Source organism: Deinococcus sp. YIM 77859 (assembly GCF_000745175.1).
GTDB lineage: Bacteria > Deinococcota > Deinococci > Deinococcales > Deinococcaceae > Deinococcus.
Genome location: NZ_JQNI01000002.1, coordinates 1129079 through 1146127 on the forward strand (window position 1 = coordinate 1129079; position 17049 = coordinate 1146127).

The 17049-nt window shown below is 68.1% G+C and carries 16 protein-coding genes and 1 tRNA gene; 9 read left to right on the forward strand and 8 right to left on the reverse strand.

The features are described from left to right. Positions 1-48: 48 nt before the first annotated feature. From EI73_RS05625 to EI73_RS05635, 3 genes are all read right to left on the reverse strand, one after another. A complete protein-coding gene (locus tag EI73_RS05625) occupies positions 49-561 on the reverse strand; it encodes an HD domain-containing protein (protein ID WP_034384954.1) in 513 nt (170 codons plus the stop codon). Positions 562-616: 55 nt separating this feature from the next. Further along, positions 617-1594, reverse strand: a complete 978-nt coding sequence (gene trxB, locus EI73_RS05630; protein ID WP_034384955.1) for a thioredoxin-disulfide reductase — start codon at positions 1592-1594, stop codon at positions 617-619. A 109-nt stretch (positions 1595-1703) separates the two neighbouring features. Continuing rightward, positions 1704-1777 (reverse strand) — tRNA-Gln (locus EI73_RS05635). A gap of 228 nt (positions 1778-2005) precedes the next feature. Between EI73_RS05635 and EI73_RS05640 the strand changes: the two genes are divergently transcribed. Further along, positions 2006-3763 carry a 30S ribosomal protein S1 gene (locus tag EI73_RS05640; RefSeq protein ID WP_034384957.1) on the forward strand — a complete coding sequence of 586 codons (1758 nt, stop codon included), beginning with the start codon at positions 2006-2008 and terminating at the stop codon, positions 3761-3763. A gap of 74 nt (positions 3764-3837) precedes the next feature. Continuing rightward, on the forward strand, positions 3838-4833 hold the full coding sequence (locus tag EI73_RS05645; protein WP_034384958.1) for a Gfo/Idh/MocA family protein: 996 nt from the start codon (positions 3838-3840) through the stop codon (positions 4831-4833). 3 nt (positions 4834-4836) lie between these two features. On the opposite strand, the gene EI73_RS05650 is transcribed toward EI73_RS05645, so the two are convergent. Together EI73_RS05650 and EI73_RS05655 are read right to left on the reverse strand one after the other, a co-directional pair. Next, complete coding sequence (locus tag EI73_RS05650; protein ID WP_051935423.1) at positions 4837-7029, reverse strand: DNA internalization-related competence protein ComEC/Rec2; 2193 nt, start codon at positions 7027-7029, stop codon at positions 4837-4839. A gap of 8 nt (positions 7030-7037) precedes the next feature. Further along, a complete protein-coding gene (locus EI73_RS05655) occupies positions 7038-7382 on the reverse strand; it encodes a ComEA family DNA-binding protein (RefSeq protein WP_034384962.1) in 345 nt (114 codons plus the stop codon). Positions 7383-7475: 93 nt separating this feature from the next. Here EI73_RS05655 and yedA point away from each other — a divergent pair, with 93 nt between their 5' ends. Then, positions 7476-8387 (forward strand): drug/metabolite exporter YedA, encoded by a 912-nt coding sequence (yedA, locus tag EI73_RS05660; RefSeq protein ID WP_034384964.1) that lies wholly within the window; start codon positions 7476-7478, stop codon positions 8385-8387. Between the two features lie 24 nt (positions 8388-8411). Here the strand turns inward: yedA and EI73_RS05665 are convergent, their stop codons facing one another. Continuing rightward, the gene (locus EI73_RS05665) at positions 8412-9485 is read right to left on the reverse strand and encodes a methyltransferase domain-containing protein (protein WP_034384966.1); all 1074 of its coding nucleotides are present in this window, start codon (positions 9483-9485) and stop codon (positions 8412-8414) included. Positions 9486-9534: 49 nt separating this feature from the next. On the opposite strand from EI73_RS05665, the gene EI73_RS05670 reads away from it, so the two are divergent. The 3 genes from EI73_RS05670 to EI73_RS05680 are packed head-to-tail and all read left to right on the forward strand — an operon-like array spanning position 9535 to position 13020. Beyond that, the gene (locus tag EI73_RS05670; protein WP_034384968.1) at positions 9535-10950 is read left to right on the forward strand and encodes a TrkH family potassium uptake protein; all 1416 of its coding nucleotides are present in this window, start codon (positions 9535-9537) and stop codon (positions 10948-10950) included. A 2-nt stretch (positions 10951-10952) separates the two neighbouring features. Further along, a complete protein-coding gene (locus EI73_RS05675) occupies positions 10953-12344 on the forward strand; it encodes a TrkH family potassium uptake protein (RefSeq protein ID WP_034384970.1) in 1392 nt (463 codons plus the stop codon). 16 nt (positions 12345-12360) lie between these two features. Beyond that, the gene (locus tag EI73_RS05680) at positions 12361-13020 is read left to right on the forward strand and encodes a TrkA family potassium uptake protein (RefSeq protein WP_034384971.1); all 660 of its coding nucleotides are present in this window, start codon (positions 12361-12363) and stop codon (positions 13018-13020) included. 104 nt (positions 13021-13124) lie between these two features. Here the strand turns inward: EI73_RS05680 and EI73_RS05685 are convergent, their stop codons facing one another. Next, positions 13125-13952, reverse strand: a complete 828-nt coding sequence (locus tag EI73_RS05685) for an MBL fold metallo-hydrolase (protein ID WP_034384973.1) — start codon at positions 13950-13952, stop codon at positions 13125-13127. Continuing rightward, positions 13949-14737 (reverse strand): indole-3-glycerol phosphate synthase TrpC, encoded by a 789-nt coding sequence (gene trpC / locus EI73_RS05690; protein WP_034384975.1) that lies wholly within the window; start codon positions 14735-14737, stop codon positions 13949-13951. The genes EI73_RS05685 and trpC overlap by 4 nt, the downstream gene beginning before the upstream one ends. 49 nt (positions 14738-14786) lie before the next feature. Between trpC and hpt the strand changes: the two genes are divergently transcribed. From hpt to EI73_RS05705, 3 genes are read left to right on the forward strand one after another with little or no spacing between them, the layout of a single operon-like run. Continuing rightward, a complete protein-coding gene (gene hpt / locus EI73_RS05695) occupies positions 14787-15314 on the forward strand; it encodes a hypoxanthine phosphoribosyltransferase (protein WP_034384977.1) in 528 nt (175 codons plus the stop codon). Further along, the gene (arsB, locus tag EI73_RS05700) at positions 15314-16612 is read left to right on the forward strand and encodes an arsenical efflux pump membrane protein ArsB (protein ID WP_034384980.1); all 1299 of its coding nucleotides are present in this window, start codon (positions 15314-15316) and stop codon (positions 16610-16612) included. Before hpt ends, arsB begins: the two co-directional genes overlap by 1 nt. A gap of 59 nt (positions 16613-16671) precedes the next feature. Beyond that, positions 16672-17034 (forward strand): hypothetical protein, encoded by a 363-nt coding sequence (locus EI73_RS05705; RefSeq protein ID WP_034384982.1) that lies wholly within the window; start codon positions 16672-16674, stop codon positions 17032-17034. Positions 17035-17049 lie beyond the last annotated feature (15 nt).

Here is a 17049-nt window from a genome sequence, read left to right on the forward strand (position 1 = left end):
AAGTCAAGGCGACCTGACCAAAGGCGCGTGAGGGGGTCAGGGAGGACCTTATTCCAGATCGTCGTAGTGGTGGAGCAGGGCGGCTTCCGGGTCGCCGCCGGGGTGGTGGTGCCGCGCGACCAGCCGAGCGACGCGGGGCCGGGCTCCGGCACGGGCAAGCAGTTCGGCGCCCAATTCGGGGTGGTAGGCCCGCACCGCCAGGGGACCAAGGGGCAGCAGGCGGCTTAGGCGGTTCGGAACCAGGCCGACCAGCACGCGCTCAAGCAGGTGGTAGCGGCGAATGCTCTTGCCGCAGTCGTGCAGCAGGGCAGCGGCGATCACCTCGGGTGACGCGGCCGGGTGATCACGCAGCAGGTGCCGGGTCACGCGACAGGCATGCTCGCGGTCACGGGCATCCATCCCCAGGTACACGCGGCCTTCAGCAGGCGTGAGGCAAGCCAGGGCCCAACGGTCTGCCGGGCGAGCGGAAGCAGCCGTCAGACTGCGCGCCAGCCGCTGCACCTTGCCCCCATAGCCACGCGCCTTGCGGGCCAGCCGAGCGGAGAGAGGCAGAGGGCGCATAGCACAAGGATAAGGGGAAGAGCCGCTGCCCTCCCCTTGTGGCCAGCTCTCCGGATCAGTCGGCCGCCGTTTCCGGTTCCAGCTCCAGGGCAGCCAGAGCGCGCTCGGCACTCATGGCGGCCCGGGTCCCGGCCCCCACACTCGTGGCGAGCTGGCGGTACACGTGGTCACTGACGTCGCCCGCCGCAAAGAGCAGGGGCACACTCGTGTAGATCTCGTCGGTGACCTCTACGTACCCGTCTGGCCGGAGCTTGACGGTGTTCCGCACAAAGTCGGTGTTGGGCACGTGCCCGACAAAGATAAACACTCCGTCGGTGGGCAGCTCCGTCACCTCGCCCGTCTTGACGTTTCGCAGGCGCACACCGGTCACGTGCTCCGTGCCCTGGATCTCCTCCACCACCGTATCCCAGATGAACCTCATCTTGGGGTTGGCAAAGGCCCGGGCCTGCGCCACCTTGTTCGCCCGCAGGGTATCGCGGCGGTGAATCAGGGTGACTTCCTCCGCAAACCGGGTGAGGAACAGGCCTTCTTCGACTGCCGCGTCGCCACCGCCGACGACCACCACCTTTTTGCCCCGGTAGAAAAAGCCGTCACAGGTGGCGCAGGTCGAGACGCCCTTGCCCCAGAAATGCTCCTCTCCGGGCACATCCAATCGCCTGGGATTCGCGCCCGTCGCCAGGATGACGCTCCTGGCCCGGTAGATGCCGCTGTAGCCGGTCACCACAAAGGGATAGGCGTGCTCGCGATCATCGTCGAGGCGGGTCACGGCCTGGACCTCATCCATCTCGATTCTCGCCCCGAACTTCTCGGCCTGCTGCACCATGCGCTGCGCGAGTTCCATGCCGGAGACCGGCTCGGGAAAGCCGGGGTAATTCTCGACCTCCTCGGTCTGCGCGATCTGTCCGCCGGGAAGACCTTTTTCCAGAACCAGCGTCCGCAGGCTGGCCCGGCCCGTGTAGATGGCCGCCGTCAGTCCCGCTGGCCCTCCTCCGATAATCACCACGTCGTAGCTGTGTGTTGGGGCGCTGGTCATAAAAAAAGCGTACCACCACGCACATTCAAGGATGGTCAGCCGCGCACACTTTATTTTTTAAAGCTATGGGGACAAGAAACACCCCCGCGGGGAGCGGGGGCGCGCAGGATGGCTGGGGCACGTGGATTCGAACCACGATTAACTGATCCAGAGTCAGTCGTCCTGCCGTTAGACGATGCCCCACCGGTTGTGGCCCTACCCCTGCTTCGGGTGAGCGTGTGGGAGTATACGGGGGCGCCCGCTTGGCCGTCAAGCGCCGGGGTGGCCCAGCGGCCCTGGAGGCCGAATGAACCGTGTCCGGGCGTGCTTGCCCCCCCTGACGGGTGGTGGTACACTGAGTCGTTACCGCGCAGAGCGCAGGTTACGTGGCGCCCACACACAAAGTGCAGGCGTCCAGGAGGACAGGAGTTCATGGAAGACCAGACCCAGACCCCCGCCACCCAGGGCGGGACGACTCAGCCCACGCCGGGCACCGAGCAGACCAGTGCGGAGCAGACCCAGCCGCAGGGCCAGCCCACGCCCACTCCGGCCAGCACGGCCGAGGACCGCGAGTACCCCGCGATGACCATGGAGGACGTTCTCGCCAGCGAGGCGCAGGAGCCGCAGATGGTGTCCCGCGGGGACATCGTGGACGGCACCGTGGTGTTTATCGGCCAGGAAGGCATCGCGGTGGACGTCGGCGCGAAGGTGGAGGGCATCATCCCCCTCAACCAGATCGGTGACGAGCCCCTCACGCTGGAGCAGGTCCAGCAGATGTACAAGCCCGGCGACAAGATCGAGGCGTACGTCGTGCGGGTGGACCTTGCCAACAACCAGATCGTGCTAAGCAAGAAGCGCGCCGATCAGGACAAGGGCTGGCGGGTGCTCGAGCGGATGCAGGAGAACGACGAGGCCTTTGAGGTCGAGGTGCTGGAGAAGGTGCGCGGCGGTCTTGTGGCGCAGGTCGAGGGCATCCGGGCGTTCCTGCCTGCCTCTCAGGTGGACACCCGCCGGGTCAACGACCTTGACCCCTACGTGGGCAAGCCGCTTCTGGTCAAGCTGATTGAGCTTAACCGCAAGCGTAACCGCGTGATCATCAGCCACCGCGCCATCCTGGAGGCTCAAAAGGCCCAGGCGCGTGAGCAGACGCTGGGCAAGCTGGTTCCCGGCGCGCGCTTTGAGGGCGAAGTCGTCGAGATCACCGACTTTGGTGTGTTCGTGAATCTCGGCGGTATTGACGGGCTGGTGCACCGCAGCGAGCTGACCTTTGGCCGCTTTAACCACCCCCGCGACGTCGTGAAGGTGGGCGACAAGGTTCAGGTTCAGGTCATCGACGTGGACGAGAACCGCGAGCGCATCAACCTCTCGATGAAGGCCCTGACCCAAGACCCTTGGGAAGGCGCGGTGGAGAAGTACCACATCGGTCAGCGCGTGCGCGGCAAGGTCACCAACCTCACCAACTTCGGGGCCTTTGTGGAGCTGGAACCCGGCCTTGAGGGGCTGGTGCATGTCAGCGAGATGAGCTGGACCAAGCGCGTGCGTCACCCCAACGAGGTGCTCAAGGAGGGTGACGAAGTCGAGGCGGTTATCCTGCGCATCGATCCCAAGGAGCGGCGCATCAGCCTGGGCATTCGCCAGACCACGGAGGATCCGTGGAGCGCGCTGCCGGACCGGTACCCGCCCGGCACCCCCGTCAAGGGCAAGATCACCGGCATGACCGACTTTGGCGTCTTTATGGAGATCGAGGAGGGCATCGAGGGCCTGATTCACATCAGCGAACTCGACACGCAGCGCGTGAACAATCCCGCCGACCTCTTCAAGAAGGGGGACGAGATCGAGGCCGTGATCCTCAACATCGACCCGGTCGAGCAGCGGGCGAGCCTCTCGCGTCGCCGTGCCCTCGGTGGCGGCGGCCCGGTGCGCGACTACGTGACCCAGGGTGGCGGCAGCCGCAGTGACCGCTACAGCGGTGGCCAGAGCGGTGGGCGCAGTGGCAGCCGCGCCGGACGCAGCGGCGGCAGCGACTACAACTACAACGCCAAGGACGCCCAGCAGGGCGGCAAGATCAGCACGAAGCTGGGCGACGTGTACGCCGACCTCTTCGCGCAGTTCGGCCTCGGCTCCGACAAGAAAGACCAGAACGAGGGAACCGGAAACACCGAGTCCAACACGAACAAGCAGGGCGAATAGGTCTGCTTTCGAAACACGGCCCGCTGGGAGCGCTCCCGGTGGGCCGTGTTCCCTTGCTGGGGTAGGCTGCGGGTATGTCAAGCGCACAGGGACTCAGCTGGGGCATTCTGGGTGCAGCGCGGATCGCGCGGGCTCTTCTTCCGGCGATTCGGGCCGCCGGCGGCAAGGTCACGATGCTGGGGGTGCGGGAACCGCGCTCCGAGCGAGCACAGGCCTTTGCGGCGCAGTGGGGCATTGAGCGCGTGGGGTCCTATGCCGACGTCTTGGCCTCGGAGGTGGAAGCGATCTACAATCCCCTTCCCAACGACGCGCACCTGCCCTGGACCGAGGCGGCGTTGCGGGCCGGCAAACATGCCTTGACGGAAAAACCGCTCGCCCTCCATGCGGGCGAGGCGCAGGCACTTGCGGACGCGGCGGCACAGACCGGCCGAGTGCTGCTGGAAGCTTTTGCCTACCGCTTTCAACCCCAGGTCATTCGGCTGCGTGAGCTGGTACGGTCCGGGGAACTGGGGGAGATACGGGCCTACCGGGGGGCCTTTGGCTTTCCGCTCACCCGGCCCGACGATTTTCGCTGGCTGGCCGAACGGGGCGGCGGTGCCCTCTACGACGTGGGATGTTATCCGGTCAACCTGGCGCGGCTACTGCTGGGTGAGCCGGAGAGCGTGACCGCCCAGGCCCGCTGGACCCCGGGCGGCGTGGATGTGGGCCTGAGCGGCACGCTGCACTTCGGCGCGAGTCTAGCGAGCATCGACTGTGCTTTTGACTGGGGCCCTGTTCCGACGCAGCGCCTCACGCTGGTTGGAACGTCCGGCACGCTGGAGATGGCCGGCGCCTTTCGCAGCAAGACGGACACGGAAACGGCCTTGCGGGTCCAAACTGACAAGGGCGAACGAACCGAAACCTTTCCTCCGCACGACGGCTACGCCGCCATGGTCGCGCATTTCCAGCGCGTGGTGCGGGGCGACGAGCCCGCACGCTATCCGCCAGAGGACGCCGTGCGGCAGGCACGGGTCCTGGACGCGCTGTACGCGGCGGCCCGGGAGGGGCAAGCGGCGATGGTCAACCGCTGACGCTTAGGGGAGCGGCCAGCGTACTGTTCCGAGTTGATCGGTGCGCCAGACCCTGGCCCCTGCTTCTGCCACCCGTTTCAGCACGTCCGGATGCGGGTGGCCGTAGGTGTTGCGCCCCACGCTGATCAGCACGTCCTGGGGCGTACTCTCCTTCAGGAGGGCCTCACCCGTGCTGTGGCGGCTGCCGTGGTGTGCGGCTTTGAGCAGCGCGAGATCACCCACGCCGATCCTGGCTTCGGCAGGACCAGCAAGGTCACCGAGGAGGGCGGCGCGAAAGCCCCGCGACTCGACGGTGAGGGCGACGCTGTTGTCGTTGTCCTCGGTGGACCAGATCCCCCCGACCGGCCAAAGCACGGTCAGGGTGAGGCCATCCACCTCCACGCGGTCGCCGCGCCGCACCTCACGAACGGGGACTCCTTGTTGCTGGGCCACGGCGAGGAGCTCGCTCAGCACCGGGTCACCTTGCTTGCGCTGTCCGATCCACAGTTCTCCAACCGGGAGGGCGCGCAGCACCCCAGACAGCCCCTCGATGTGGTCCGTGTCGGCGTGGGTGGCGACCACCACGTTCAGCGAGCGAACGCCCAGGGCGCGCAGGGCCGGAACAACGGTCCCCGTGCCTACGTCGTAGTCGCTGCCCACCGAACCGCCGCCGTCCACCAGCACGCGCAAGCCCCGCGCCCGAATCAGGGTGCTGTCACCCTGCCCGACATCCAAAAAAACCAGTTCGCGGGGGGGACGCAGCACGCCGGGCAGCAGGGTGAGGAGCGCGCAGGCGAGAAGGGTGCCCAGGGCGAGCGGCGCGCGGATCTGGCCGAACAACCACAGCACGCCCGCGAGGGCCGCGACCGCATACGCCAGAACCCCCGCCGGGCCTACTGTGCCCCAGGAAAGGACGGGCGCACGCCCGAACACCTCCACCACGGCGAGGAGCGCCGAGGCAAGCAAGCCCGTCAGCCCGTTCACGAGGACCGCGAGCGGCCCCAACAGACCGGCCAAGAAGCCCAGCGGCACCAGCACGGCCATCAGTGCGCCCGCCATCAGGTTGGCGGGAAGGCCGACCAGCGGGATCTGGCCGAAGGTTCCGGCGACGACGGGCAGGGTCGCCAGCTCGGCCAGAACGGTTGCCACCAGGGCGAGGCGCAACCACAGCGGCCAGCGCGGAGGGAGACGTTCCGCCAGCCTCGCCGACAGGGTCAGGCCCAGCACCGCAAGGAACGACAGCTGAAACCCCACGTCCAGTAGCCAGCGGGGAAAGCAGAGGAGACACAGGGTGGCGGCCAGCGCCAGCGTGCCGTAGGGATCCAGCCTGCCCCGCCCCAGGGCATAGCCGAGCAGGACCGCTCCACCCATCAGCACTGCACGGGTGATGCTGGGCGAGACGCCCACCAGCCACAGGTACGGTCCCAGAAAAAGGAGCGCTCCTAGAAAACGCCACACCAGCGGTACACCCAACCAGGTCAACAGCCCGATCACCGCGCCCGTGAGGAGCGCCACGTTCTGCCCGCTGAGGGCCATCAGGTGCGACAGGCCCGAGCGGGCAAAGGCGTCTTGCACGCTGTACCCTTCTTCAAAGCGCTCGCGGCCGATGTCACCCCGGTCTCCCAGTTCGGTGGCCTGCATGAGGGCTGCCTGCCGCTCTCCCAGCCCTGCCGTGAGGCCCCGCCGAAACCAGCCGCGAAAGCCGCCCTCCGGCGTAAAGGCCCGGATGCGGGCTCCGGCCAGCACGGTTGTTGGCGTCGGGGTGAAAAGCCCCCCCTGGCCGCGCAGCCACGCCGCCTGGTCAAAGCCTCCCGGCACACGCCGGCCCTCGGGCCGAATAAGCCGGCCGCTCACCACCAGCTGACCCGGTGGGACGGCCGGTTTGGGCGAGACCGCAACCCGAGCGGGCGGATCCGCAAGGCGCAGAAATTGCCCGTCCCAATGGCCCCGCAGCGTCACCAGAGCACCCACCCAGGGGGCCATCCGGTCAGGTTGCGCCGCCTGCACACGCTCTGCCCCCCAGCCCAGTGCGCCGCCGACCAGCGCCAGCAGGGCCAGAGCCGCGCGGCCATCAAGCACCGCCAGGAGCATTCCCGCCAGGCACAGCAGCGCGCCCCACCAGAGGCCCAAGCCCAACAGGATGCCGCCCATGACGCCGGTCGCGAGCGGCACCGGCCAGGCCAGGCGACCGGAGGAGGCACGGGAGGACGCGGACATGTCCAGCATCAAAAGGTCACGAGGGGACGCAGGACCTGGAGGGTGGCGGGCCCGATCCCCTTGACCCGGTCGAGATCGGCCAGGCTGCGGTAGGGTCTTCCCTGCACGATCCGCGCGGCCAGCGCCGGGCCGACCCGGGGCAGGGCCTCCAGCTGCTCTAGGGAAGCGGTATTCAGGTTCAGCCGGCCGGAGAGAAGCGGTTTGACGCTCGCGGTGGTGGGGTATTCGGGGGCAAGCTGTGCTGGTGCGGGTGGCGGCAGGGCCACCCGCGTCACGGTGGGGACCGGGGCGGTAGGGTGCAGCACGGGGGCCAGCGCCAGCCCGGCCACAGTGAGTAGACCGCCCGCCAGCACCAGGGTCCAGTGCCGTTCGGAAGGACACGGGCAGTGTACGGCTCGCCGCAGGGCGTAGGGACCACATCTGCGGCGTAGGCGTATGCTCTCCCGGTGACCGCTCTCCCTGCTCGCAGCGCCCGCCTCACACCCGCTGTCCTCCTGGCCCTCGCCCTTGTGTACGTGGTGTGGGGCAGCACCTACTTCGGAATCAAGGTCGCGATCGGGAGCCTGCCCCCGCTGGGAATGCTCGCGGTGCGCTTTCTGGCCGCAGGGGCGCTGCTGTACGCCTTCTTGCGCTGGCGCGGAGTGCCGGCCCCCACGGCACGGGAATGGCGCGCCAGTGCCGTCGTCGGCCTGCTGCTGCTGGGCGGCGGGACCGGGCTGGTGACCCTCGCTGAACGGGATGCCAGCAGCAGCGTCGCGGCGATGGTGATCGCGGTGTCTCCCCTCTTCGCGGCGCTGTTCGCGCGGCTGTGGGGCGAGCGCACAGGCGGACGCGAATGGCTGGGCATCGCAGTGGGGCTCTTCGGCATCGCGCTCCTTCATGTGGGAGAGCTGCATGCCACCCCGCTTGCCGCCTTTCTGCTTATTCTCGCGCCGCTGTGCTGGACCTTCGGCAGCCAGTGGTCCCGCCACCTCCCCCTTCCCGCCGGGCTGATGGGAAGCGCCGCCGAGATGCTGACGGGGGGAGCGTTGCTGCTGCTTTTGAGCCTGGCGTTCCGCGAACACTGGGGGACACCCACCCCCGCGAGCCTTTGGGCGCTCGCCTACCTCACCGTGTTCGGCAGCCTGGTCGCCTACAGCGCCTACATGTACCTTGTCGCGCATACCCGCCCGGCCCTGGCCACAAGCTACGCCTACGTGAATCCGGTGGTGGCGGTCTTGTTGGGGGTGGGCTTGGGAGGTGAACGCCTAACAGCTCTGGGCTGGCTCGCGCTCGCCGTGATCCTGTCGGGCGTGGTGCTTGTGGCCTGGCCCCAGCGCGAACCCAGCCCGCTCCAGGAGGACCTGCACACGCGGTAAAGGCCACCGGGAACCTCGACGCGCTCAGCGCTTCTGCAGGAGGTAGGCCCGCGGCCAGTGCCCGCCGCTGTACACCTGAAAGAGTTCGCGGGCGTGCCAGCGGTCCTGCTCGCGCAACACCCGCTCGAACAGCCGCAGCTCGTGGGTGAGGACAACCAGGCGGCCCTGCCGGCTCAGCAGGCGGTGCATCTCCCGCAGGAAGGCGGGATAGAGCACCGCGTTGCCGCTGTGGGTCCCGATGGCGCCGCCCCAGGGCAGGTCGCTGACGATCAGGTCAAAGGAGCGGGGGGGCAGACCGGTGTGCAGGGCATCTACACACGCGACCTCCACGGCGCGCCCAGCGGCCCGAAGGTTGCTGCGGGCACACTCGACCGCCTCTGGGTCCACGTCGACGCCGACAAGCGCGTCGTAGGGGCCCATCAGCGCGCGCTCGACCAGCAGCGTGCCGCTTCCGCTCATGGGGTTAAAGATGCGGTCCTCCTCGCGCTGCCCGGCCAGCCGGTGCAGGGCGTAGGCCACCGTCGCATTCAGGCCGCCCTCCCGGTTACAGACGCGCCAAGAGCGAGCACTGAGGGGCCGGGGCGTGAGGCGCGCGAGCACTTCCCAGCCGGGGCCGTCTTCGCGGGGGCGCAGGCGGATCAGCAGCTCACCCTCTTCGGGATCGTGGGGGAGGAGCAAGGCGGCCTGAAGTTCATCCGCGAGGCGCGCAAGCACGCTTGATTCACGGCCTGCGGCGGCCAAGCGAAAGGAGCGGTGCCCCCCCCAGCGCGCCACCCCTGCTAGAAACGCCGTCAGTTCGCCGAACGGCTGGTGCCCCAACAACCCGCGCGGCCGGGGCACCTCCCAGGCCCGCACGCGGTAGACCGCAACGGGAGCCCGCAGGCGAGTGAGCCGCGCCGGGTCACCGGGATACCAAAACCGCAGCCCCCGGATGTCGCGCGCGAGGGGCACGGCGCGCAGTTCCGCCTCGGCCACGGCTTCCAGGCCAGGCAGGGCATCCAGGACGTACTCGTGTGCGGGCTGACGAGCGCGGTGATCGCCTTGGGGCCGCCGGGAGCGGGACGGGGACGGCTGGTTCGGGCGAGCGGGGCGGGGCATAGCAGGACAGTATAGCGGGAAGGAGCAGTGGTAGAATCGCGCGTTCTCTATGGCGCGCCCCCCTCAACCTCCGGCGTCCGGTGTTCACTCGCACTCGCCTGGCCTCCCCCGCGTTCGTCAACCCCTCCTCGCACGGATCAGCCCGCCGCAACTGATCGCCCTGACCTTCGCCGTGGGCATCCTGCTGGGAGCGCTGCTGCTGTGGCTGCCCCTGACCCACGGCCCGGGGCGCACGGTGACCTTTATTCAGGCCCTCTTCACGGCCACCAGCGCGCTGTGTGTGACGGGCCTCAACGTCTTGGATCCCAGCCGCGACTTCAACCGGCTGGGTCAGGTGGTCATCCTGCTGCTCATTCAGGTGGGCGGCCTGGGCATCATCACCTTTGGAACCGTGTTCGCGCTCCTGAGGCGGCGGCGCATCCACTACAGCGAACGCATCCGGCTCGCCCAGCAGGTGAGCGCCTTGAGCGCTGGCGACGTCGTGCCCCTTATCCGCAACATCTTCCTGTACACCTTTGTGATCGAGGCGGTCGGGGCGGCGCTGCTCGCCTGGCGCTTCGTTCCGCTGGAGGGCTGGGGCCAGGGCCTTTTCTATGCGGTCTTTCACGCGGTGAGCGCCTTTAACAATGCGGGCTTTGCCCTCTACAGTGACAACCTGGTGCGCTTCGTGGATGATCCGCTGGTCAGCCTGGTGGTCGCCCTGCTGGTGATCCTAGGGGGAATGGGCTTCTTGGTGCAGCTCAACGTGGTGGCGCACCTTGTCAACCCCCGGCGCCACCGCCTGCTCATTCACTCCAAGCTGGTTCTCACGATGATGGGCGCCCTGCTGCTGATCGGCACCGTGGCCTACCTGGCGCTGGAGTGGGGAAATCCCCGAACGCTCGCGCCGCTCCCCCTGTGGGACAAGCTGCTCGCGAGTTTTTTCCAGAGTGTCGTGACCCGTACGGCGGGCTTTAATACCCTCGACTACGGCGCGATGGGACTGAGCACGGTCTTTATCACCATCATCCTGATGTTTATCGGGGCCAATCCCGGCTCCACCGGGGGCGGCATCAAGACCAGTACCTTTTACGTGATGATGGCGTCCGCCTGGAGCATGGTCCGGGGCCAGCGCGACACCACTCTGTTCGGGCGGCGGATCGACCCGGACACCATCCTGCGGGCGATGACGGTGGGGCTTCTCAGCATCGGCCTGGTGAACACGATGTTCATCCTGCTGCTACTCACCAACACCAATCCGCAGGTGCAGTTCGTGCAGCTTTTCTTTGAGGCGGTCAGCGCCTTTGGCACCGTAGGCCTCAGCATGAACACCACGCCGCTCCTGAACCCGTCACAGGAACTCGTGCTCGTCGGGCTGATGTACCTCGGCCGAATCGGGCCCCTCACCTTTGCGGTGGCATTTAACTCCCGCACAGAGCGGGACCTGGTTCGTTATCCCGCCGAAAAGGACATCCTGATCGGTTAACCATGCGCTGGCCTCCTTTTCGTTCGCCTGCTCCGGCCAGCACACCCCGCCGGAGCCTGACCGCCCGCCTCCAGCCCCCGCAACTGATCGCTACCGTGTACCTGATCGGGATCGTCCTGGGCACAGCGCTCCTGCACCTGCCCGGCGTGAGCGCGCCCGGCGCGCGGCTCAGCAGCGTGGACCTGCTCTTTACAGCCACGAGCGCGATTTGTATCACCGGGCTGGTGATAGAGGACACTGGAGAAGCCTTTACCCGGCTGGGGCAGGTGCTCATCATCGGTCTGGCCCAGGTGGGCGGGCTGGGCATCCTGACCTTTGGAACACTCTTTGCCTTTCTGCTGGGACGGCGGGTGAATTTCAGTGAGCGGCAGCACCTCGCGCAGCAGGTGAACGCGCTCGACGTCGGCGGAGTGCTGTCTCTGATCCGCATCATCTTCCTGTACACGCTGGTCGCGGAGGTGGTGGGTGCCCTGCTTCTCGCGCTGCGCTTCGTGCCGCAGTTCGGGTGGGGAGAAGGGCTTTACCACGCCGTCTTTCACGCCATCAGCGCCTACAACAACGCGGGCTTCGTGGTGGTGCCCGGCGGAATGGGCCAGTACGCCGAAGACCCGCTTGTCAGCCTCACCATCAGCGGCCTGATCATCCTGGGCGGCCTGGGATTTCTCGTGCAACTGAATGTGCTGACCCACTTCCTGCAGCCCCGGCGCAACCGCCTGCTGATCTACAGCCGGCTTACGCTGCTGACGACCGGCCTGCTGCTGCTGGTCGGCACGGTGCTGATCCTGCTGCTGGAATGGGGGAACGAGCGCACACTGGGGCCGCTGTCCGCCCCCGGCAAACTGCTTGCCGCCCTGTTCCAGAGCGTCACGCCGCGCTCTGGGGGCTTTGCCACGGTGGACATCAGCAGCATGACAAATGCGAGCATCTTTCTGCTGATTGCCCTGATGTTCGTCGGCGCCAACAGCGGCTCGACCGGCGGCGGCATCAAGACGAGCACCTTTGCCATCCTGGTGGGCAGCGCCTGGAATATGGTGCGGGGGCGCGGCGAGCTCATTGCCTTTGGGCGCCGGGTCGAGCCGGAAAACGTGGTGCGGGCCGGAACGGTCACCACCCTCTACGCCCTGTTGGTCGCCACGGCCTTTTTTGCGCTGCTCGCCACCAATCCGCAGCTGGGCTTTACGCCCCTGCTGTTCGAAACGGTGAGCGCGGCGGCCACCGTGGGCCTCAGCCTGAATACCACCCACCTCATCAATGACCCTGGCCTGGTGATCCTGACCGTGCTGATGTACCTGGGCCGCATCGGACCGGTCACCTTTGCGGTCGCCTTTAGCCTGCGCAACCAGCAGAGCCGAGCCGTGAAGTACCCCCCCGAGCGCGACATCTTGGTCGGGTAGAAAGCGAGGAAGACCTATGAAGATCAAACAATGCCTGGTGATCGGCCTGGGCCGCTTCGGGAGCGCGGTCGCCACCACCCTCTACGAGATGGGCCATGAAGTTGTGGCCGTCGATCAAAACGAAGAGAACGTCGAGCGGGTGATGAACCGCGTGACGCACGCCGCGGTTGTGGACGCCACCGACGAGCGGGCGCTGCGCAGTATTGGGGCGGCTGATTTCGACGTGGTCGTCGTCGCCATCGGAACGGACGTGCAGGCCAACATTCTCGCCACCATGAACGTCAAGAGCCTGGGGGCCCCCTACGTCGTGACCAAGGCGATCGACGAGATGGCGCGCCGCGTTCTGGAGCGCATCGGCGCGGACCTGGTCATTCGGCCCGAGCACGACATGGGGGTGCGCCTCGCGCGGCAGATCGCAACGCCCAACATCGTGGACACGCTCGACCTGGGGGGCGACTACGCCATCGTCGAGATCGAGGCCAACGAGCGCCTGCGCGGGACCCTGCGCGACCTGAACCTCACCGGGCGCTTTGGGGTGCAGGTGATCGCGGTGAGCCGGGCGGGCAAGGTGGAGGTCACGCCCCGGGCCGAAGAGGCCATTCGCCCCCACGACAAGCTGGTCGTGATCGGAACGGGGCACAGCATCGACGAGCTGCGGCGCTACCTGGGCGACTAGGTTCCCCTCACCGGGGGCCCAGCGCGGTCCGGCCGCTCGCTCGGCGTCTGGAGGCGCAGGCCGCACTGACGCCCGCCGGAACCCGCGCCTCTTCCGCGGGCGTCTTAGGCCAGGGGAAGTTCTAGCCCGTCTTGCGCAAAGGCCCAGCCCACCGGCAGCGGCAGCGCCCGCACGTCCACGCCGTGCGAAAGGTGGGTGAGGTAGACGCGGCGGGCCGAGCGGGCCCAGGGCAGGGCGAGCGCCTCGCGCACGTCGTACACGCTGCGCCCGGCGTGTGCGGCGGCAGACTCGTCGGCAAAGGACGTCCCCAGAATGAGCAGGTCGAGGTCGCCCAACCAGCGCGTGGCCACCTCCTGCGGAATGTCGATGGCGTCCGTGACGTAGGCCGCCGCAAACCCGGGACGGTCGAGGCGAAAGGCGTAGCTGTATCCGTTCGCCCCGTGCGGAACCCGAAAGGCACGAACACGCAGCCCCGCTGTCACCAGCCCCTCTTCGGGAAGGACCTGGACCGGCGCCCCGTGCCGGAAGGCGTACCCGAAGCGCTCGGCCACCTGCGGGAGGACCTCAGCGGGCGTGTAGACGGCAATGGGCGCCACCCCACCCCTTGTCGGTCCGTCACCGCTCGCGGAGGCGGCATAGTCGAGCACATCCCCCAGGCCCAGCAGGTGATCGTTGTGCGCGTGCGAGATCAGTACGGCATCCGGCACAAGCGGCTCTGGCAGCCGCGCAAGCTGGCCATGCAGGTCGGGACCGCAGTCGAGCAGCAGGGTCTGTGGGACACCGTTCGGGTCGGCGCCCCGAATGAGGGCGGCGCTGCGGGTGCGGCGGTTGCGGCCGCCGGCGCGGGCGTCCGTGCAGACGGGGCAGGCACACCAGAAACGCGGCACGCCCTTGCTGTCCGCGGTGCCCAGGAAGGTGAGACGCGGGCTCAAGAGGCCATCAGCGCGCGGGCGGCACGGGTCAGGTCGCCGCTCCCCGCGAGGCTGGTTCCAACGAGCACGGCGTCGGCCAGACCGCGGACCCCGCGCAGGTCGTCGGGCGTGCGGTAGCCGCTCTCTGCGACGAGCAGGCCCGCAAAGCCCGCCCCACGGGCGCGGCGCATCAGCCGGGGGCTCACCGACAGATCGGTCGCCAGGGTGGTGAGGTCGCGGTTGTTGACCCCGATGATATCGGCACCGGCGGCGAGGGCCAAGTCCAGTTCCCGCTCGTCGTGCACCTCGACCAAGGCGTCCAGGCCGAGGTGATGGGCCATCTCCAGGTAGGCCCCGACGGCCTCACCCAGCACGCTGACCATGAGCAGGGCCGCCGCCGCGCCCCAATCGGCGGCCTCACGGAGCATGGCCGGATGAATGACAAAGTCTTTGCGCAGCACCGGTACCGTCACCGCCCCTACGACCGCCCGCAGGGCCTGCGGGGTGCCGTCAAAGTGCCGGGGTTCGGTCAGGACGCTGATCGCCGCCGCGCCCCCCGCCGCGTAGGCCTGCGCCGCCGACGCCGGGTCAAGGGGCGCGATGGCTCCCGCGCTGGGGCTCGCGCGCTTGACTTCTGCAATCAGGGCGAGGCCGGGGCCAGCCAGGGCGGCACGAAAGGTTTCGGCACGCGGGCGAGCGGGGCCCAGGTCGGTGCAGGCTCCGGCGTAGTCCTCGGCACGCTCACGGACGATGCGGCCCAGCACCCCCGGCACGCGGTCAACAGCTGTCACAGGCAGGCCCGTCATGCGCCGGAGTATACGGGGAGCGGCGGGGGCGTGTTAGCCTGAGGCCGATATGAGCCTCGCCCCCGGCAACGGCCCCGTACAGATTACCCAGGAGCAACTCCAGGCCCGCATTCAGGAACTCGGACAGAAGATCCGCGCCGACTACGCCGGCAAGGACCCACACCTGATTTGCGTGCTGAATGGGGCCTTTCTGTTTCATGCGGACCTGGTGCGCGCCCTTGGGATCCCCTGCACCATCGACTTCCTTCAGGCGAGCTCCTACGGCGACGCCAAACAGACGAGCGGAGAGGTGAAGCTCGTCAAGGACCTGCAGTTCCCCATCAGCGGCCGCCACGTCCTGCTGGTCGAGGACATCGTAGACACCGGCATCACCATGAACTACCTGCTGCATTACCTGCAAGGACGCGGCCCCGCCAGCCTGCGGGTCGCCGCCCTGCTCAGCAAACCCAGCCGCCGCCGGGTGGAGGTGCCGGTCGAGTACCTGGGCTTTACCATCCCCGACGCCTTTGTCTACGGCTACGGCCTGGACCGCGCCCAGTTCGACCGCAACTTGCCCTTTATCACCAGCCAGGAGTGATGCTGGGCACGGCCCTGCCTGCGGTCCTGATCGTCGTGCTGACGGTGGCCGTGGTGATCTGGCGCCCGCGCGGGTTAGACCCCGCCTGGGGCGCGACCCTCGGTGCAGGCGCTGCACTGCTGGTCGGCGCCGTACGTCCCGGCGAGTTGCCTGCCCTCTGGGCCGCCACCTGGAATGCGACCCTAACGCTGGTGGCGCTGATCGTCCTGAGCCTGCTGCTGGACGCGGCGGGCTTTTTTCGCTGGGCGGCACTTCATGTGGCGCGCTGGGGAGGCGGCAGCGGGCGGCGTCTTCTGACGCTGCTTGTTCTCTTCAGCGCCCTCGTCACCGCCCTGTTTGCCAACGATGGCGGCGTGCTGATCCTCACGCCCCTGGTGCTGGAACTCGCGGCGCTGCTCGCACTTTCCCGGGCGGCGACGCTGGCCTGTGCGCTGGCGGTGGGCTTCGTGGTGGACGCGGCCAGCCTGCCCCTTCCCATCAGCAACCTGACCAACATCATCGCGGCCGATGCCTTTGGGCTGAAGTTCAGCCGCTATGCCGAGGTGATGGTGCCGGTGAATCTCGCCGTGGTGCTCGCCTGCGTCGGCGTGCTGCTCGCGGTGTATGGCCGCTCCCTGCCCCGGCGCTACGAGCTTGCCGCCCTGCCGGAGCCGGGAGAGGTGGTGCGGTCGTGGGGCGTCGTACGAGCCGGCTGGGTGGTCACGCCGCTGCTGCCCGTGGGCGCGTTCGTGGCCGAAGGGCTGCACCTGCCGCTCTCGGCGGTGGTCGGCGCAGCGGCCCTCGCCGTCTGGCTGGTGGCCGCCCGCAGTGGAAACGTGAGCAGCCGTGCCGTCCTGCGCGCTGCCCCCTGGACCGTGGTCGTCTTCAGCCTCGCCATGTACACGGTCGTCTCAGGGCTGCGGGGCGCGGGCATCACGGGGGCCTATGGCGCGTGGCTGGCGAACTGGGCTGCGGCGGGCTCCCTACCCGGCATCCTGGCTGCTGGACTGAGTGTGGCGGGCCTGAGCGCCGGGCTCAATAACCTCCCGGCGCTCCTCACCGCCCTGCTCGGCCTACGTGACAGCGGCGTGACCGGGCACGCCCGTGACGTCCTGCTCTACGCGGCGGTGGTGGGCGCGGACATCGGCCCCAAGCTCACACCCATCGGCAGCCTCGCCACGCTGCTGTGGCTGCACGTGCTCGCGAGGCGGGGGCTGAAGGTCAGCTGGGGCGAGTACCTGCGCGCGGGACTCCTCCTCACACCACCGGTCCTGCTGGTGGGGCTGCTGACCCTGTGGGCCGTCCTGGAGACGTCTTAAGGGGACCCCGCAGGGACAGCGCCGCCTCGGAAAGCGCCACAGTGTGCGAACATGCCGGGATGAATCCGCTTCTTTGGCGCTCCATCCTGTTGACCGGCCTGTTGATCGCGGCCCTGAACGTGCTGTTCGCCGGGGCAGAATACGGCTTTGCCACCCTGCCCCTGTGGTTTTGGCTCGCGCAGCTTCTGCTGATTCCAGCCATGCTGGCTCCTGCTCGTCTCTTTCCGCAGGCGGCCATGACCCGCCCCTACCTGGCACGCGCGGCGCTGTATGGCTTGGGATGGGCCGCGCCCTACGCGGTCTACAAATTCACTGGGGACGCCCTGCGACCGACCTTCAGCCCCGTCGCCTCACTGGTCGGCGTGGTCTTGACCTGCCTGCTGTTCGGCCTGATCTTCGCAGCACTCCGCAAACCGCACTAAGCGGTCAGCGAGGAG

Excerpts from the sequence above, each read along its gene's own strand:
- EI73_RS05645 (WP_034384958.1), top strand. The coding sequence starts at position 3,838 with ATGTCAAGCGCACAGGGACTCAGCTGGGGCATTCTGGGTGCAGCGCGG.
- EI73_RS05665 (WP_034384966.1), bottom strand. The coding sequence starts at position 9,485 with ATGCCCCGCCCCGCTCGCCCGAACCAGCCGTCCCCGTCCCGCTCCCGG.
- EI73_RS05650 (WP_051935423.1), bottom strand. The coding sequence starts at position 7,029 with ATGTCCGCGTCCTCCCGTGCCTCCTCCGGTCGCCTGGCCTGGCCGGTG.
- EI73_RS05680 (WP_034384971.1), top strand. The coding sequence starts at position 12,361 with ATGAAGATCAAACAATGCCTGGTGATCGGCCTGGGCCGCTTCGGGAGC.
- EI73_RS05640 (WP_034384957.1), top strand. The coding sequence starts at position 2,006 with ATGGAAGACCAGACCCAGACCCCCGCCACCCAGGGCGGGACGACTCAG.
- arsB (WP_034384980.1), top strand. The coding sequence starts at position 15,314 with ATGCTGGGCACGGCCCTGCCTGCGGTCCTGATCGTCGTGCTGACGGTG.
- EI73_RS05625 (WP_034384954.1), bottom strand. The coding sequence starts at position 561 with ATGCGCCCTCTGCCTCTCTCCGCTCGGCTGGCCCGCAAGGCGCGTGGC.
- EI73_RS05670 (WP_034384968.1), top strand. The coding sequence starts at position 9,535 with ATGGCGCGCCCCCCTCAACCTCCGGCGTCCGGTGTTCACTCGCACTCG.
- trpC (WP_034384975.1), bottom strand. The coding sequence starts at position 14,737 with ATGACGGGCCTGCCTGTGACAGCTGTTGACCGCGTGCCGGGGGTGCTG.
- trxB (WP_034384955.1), bottom strand. The coding sequence starts at position 1,594 with ATGACCAGCGCCCCAACACACAGCTACGACGTGGTGATTATCGGAGGA.
- hpt (WP_034384977.1), top strand. The coding sequence starts at position 14,787 with ATGAGCCTCGCCCCCGGCAACGGCCCCGTACAGATTACCCAGGAGCAA.
- EI73_RS05705 (WP_034384982.1), top strand. The coding sequence starts at position 16,672 with ATGAATCCGCTTCTTTGGCGCTCCATCCTGTTGACCGGCCTGTTGATC.
- EI73_RS05675 (WP_034384970.1), top strand. The coding sequence starts at position 10,953 with ATGCGCTGGCCTCCTTTTCGTTCGCCTGCTCCGGCCAGCACACCCCGC.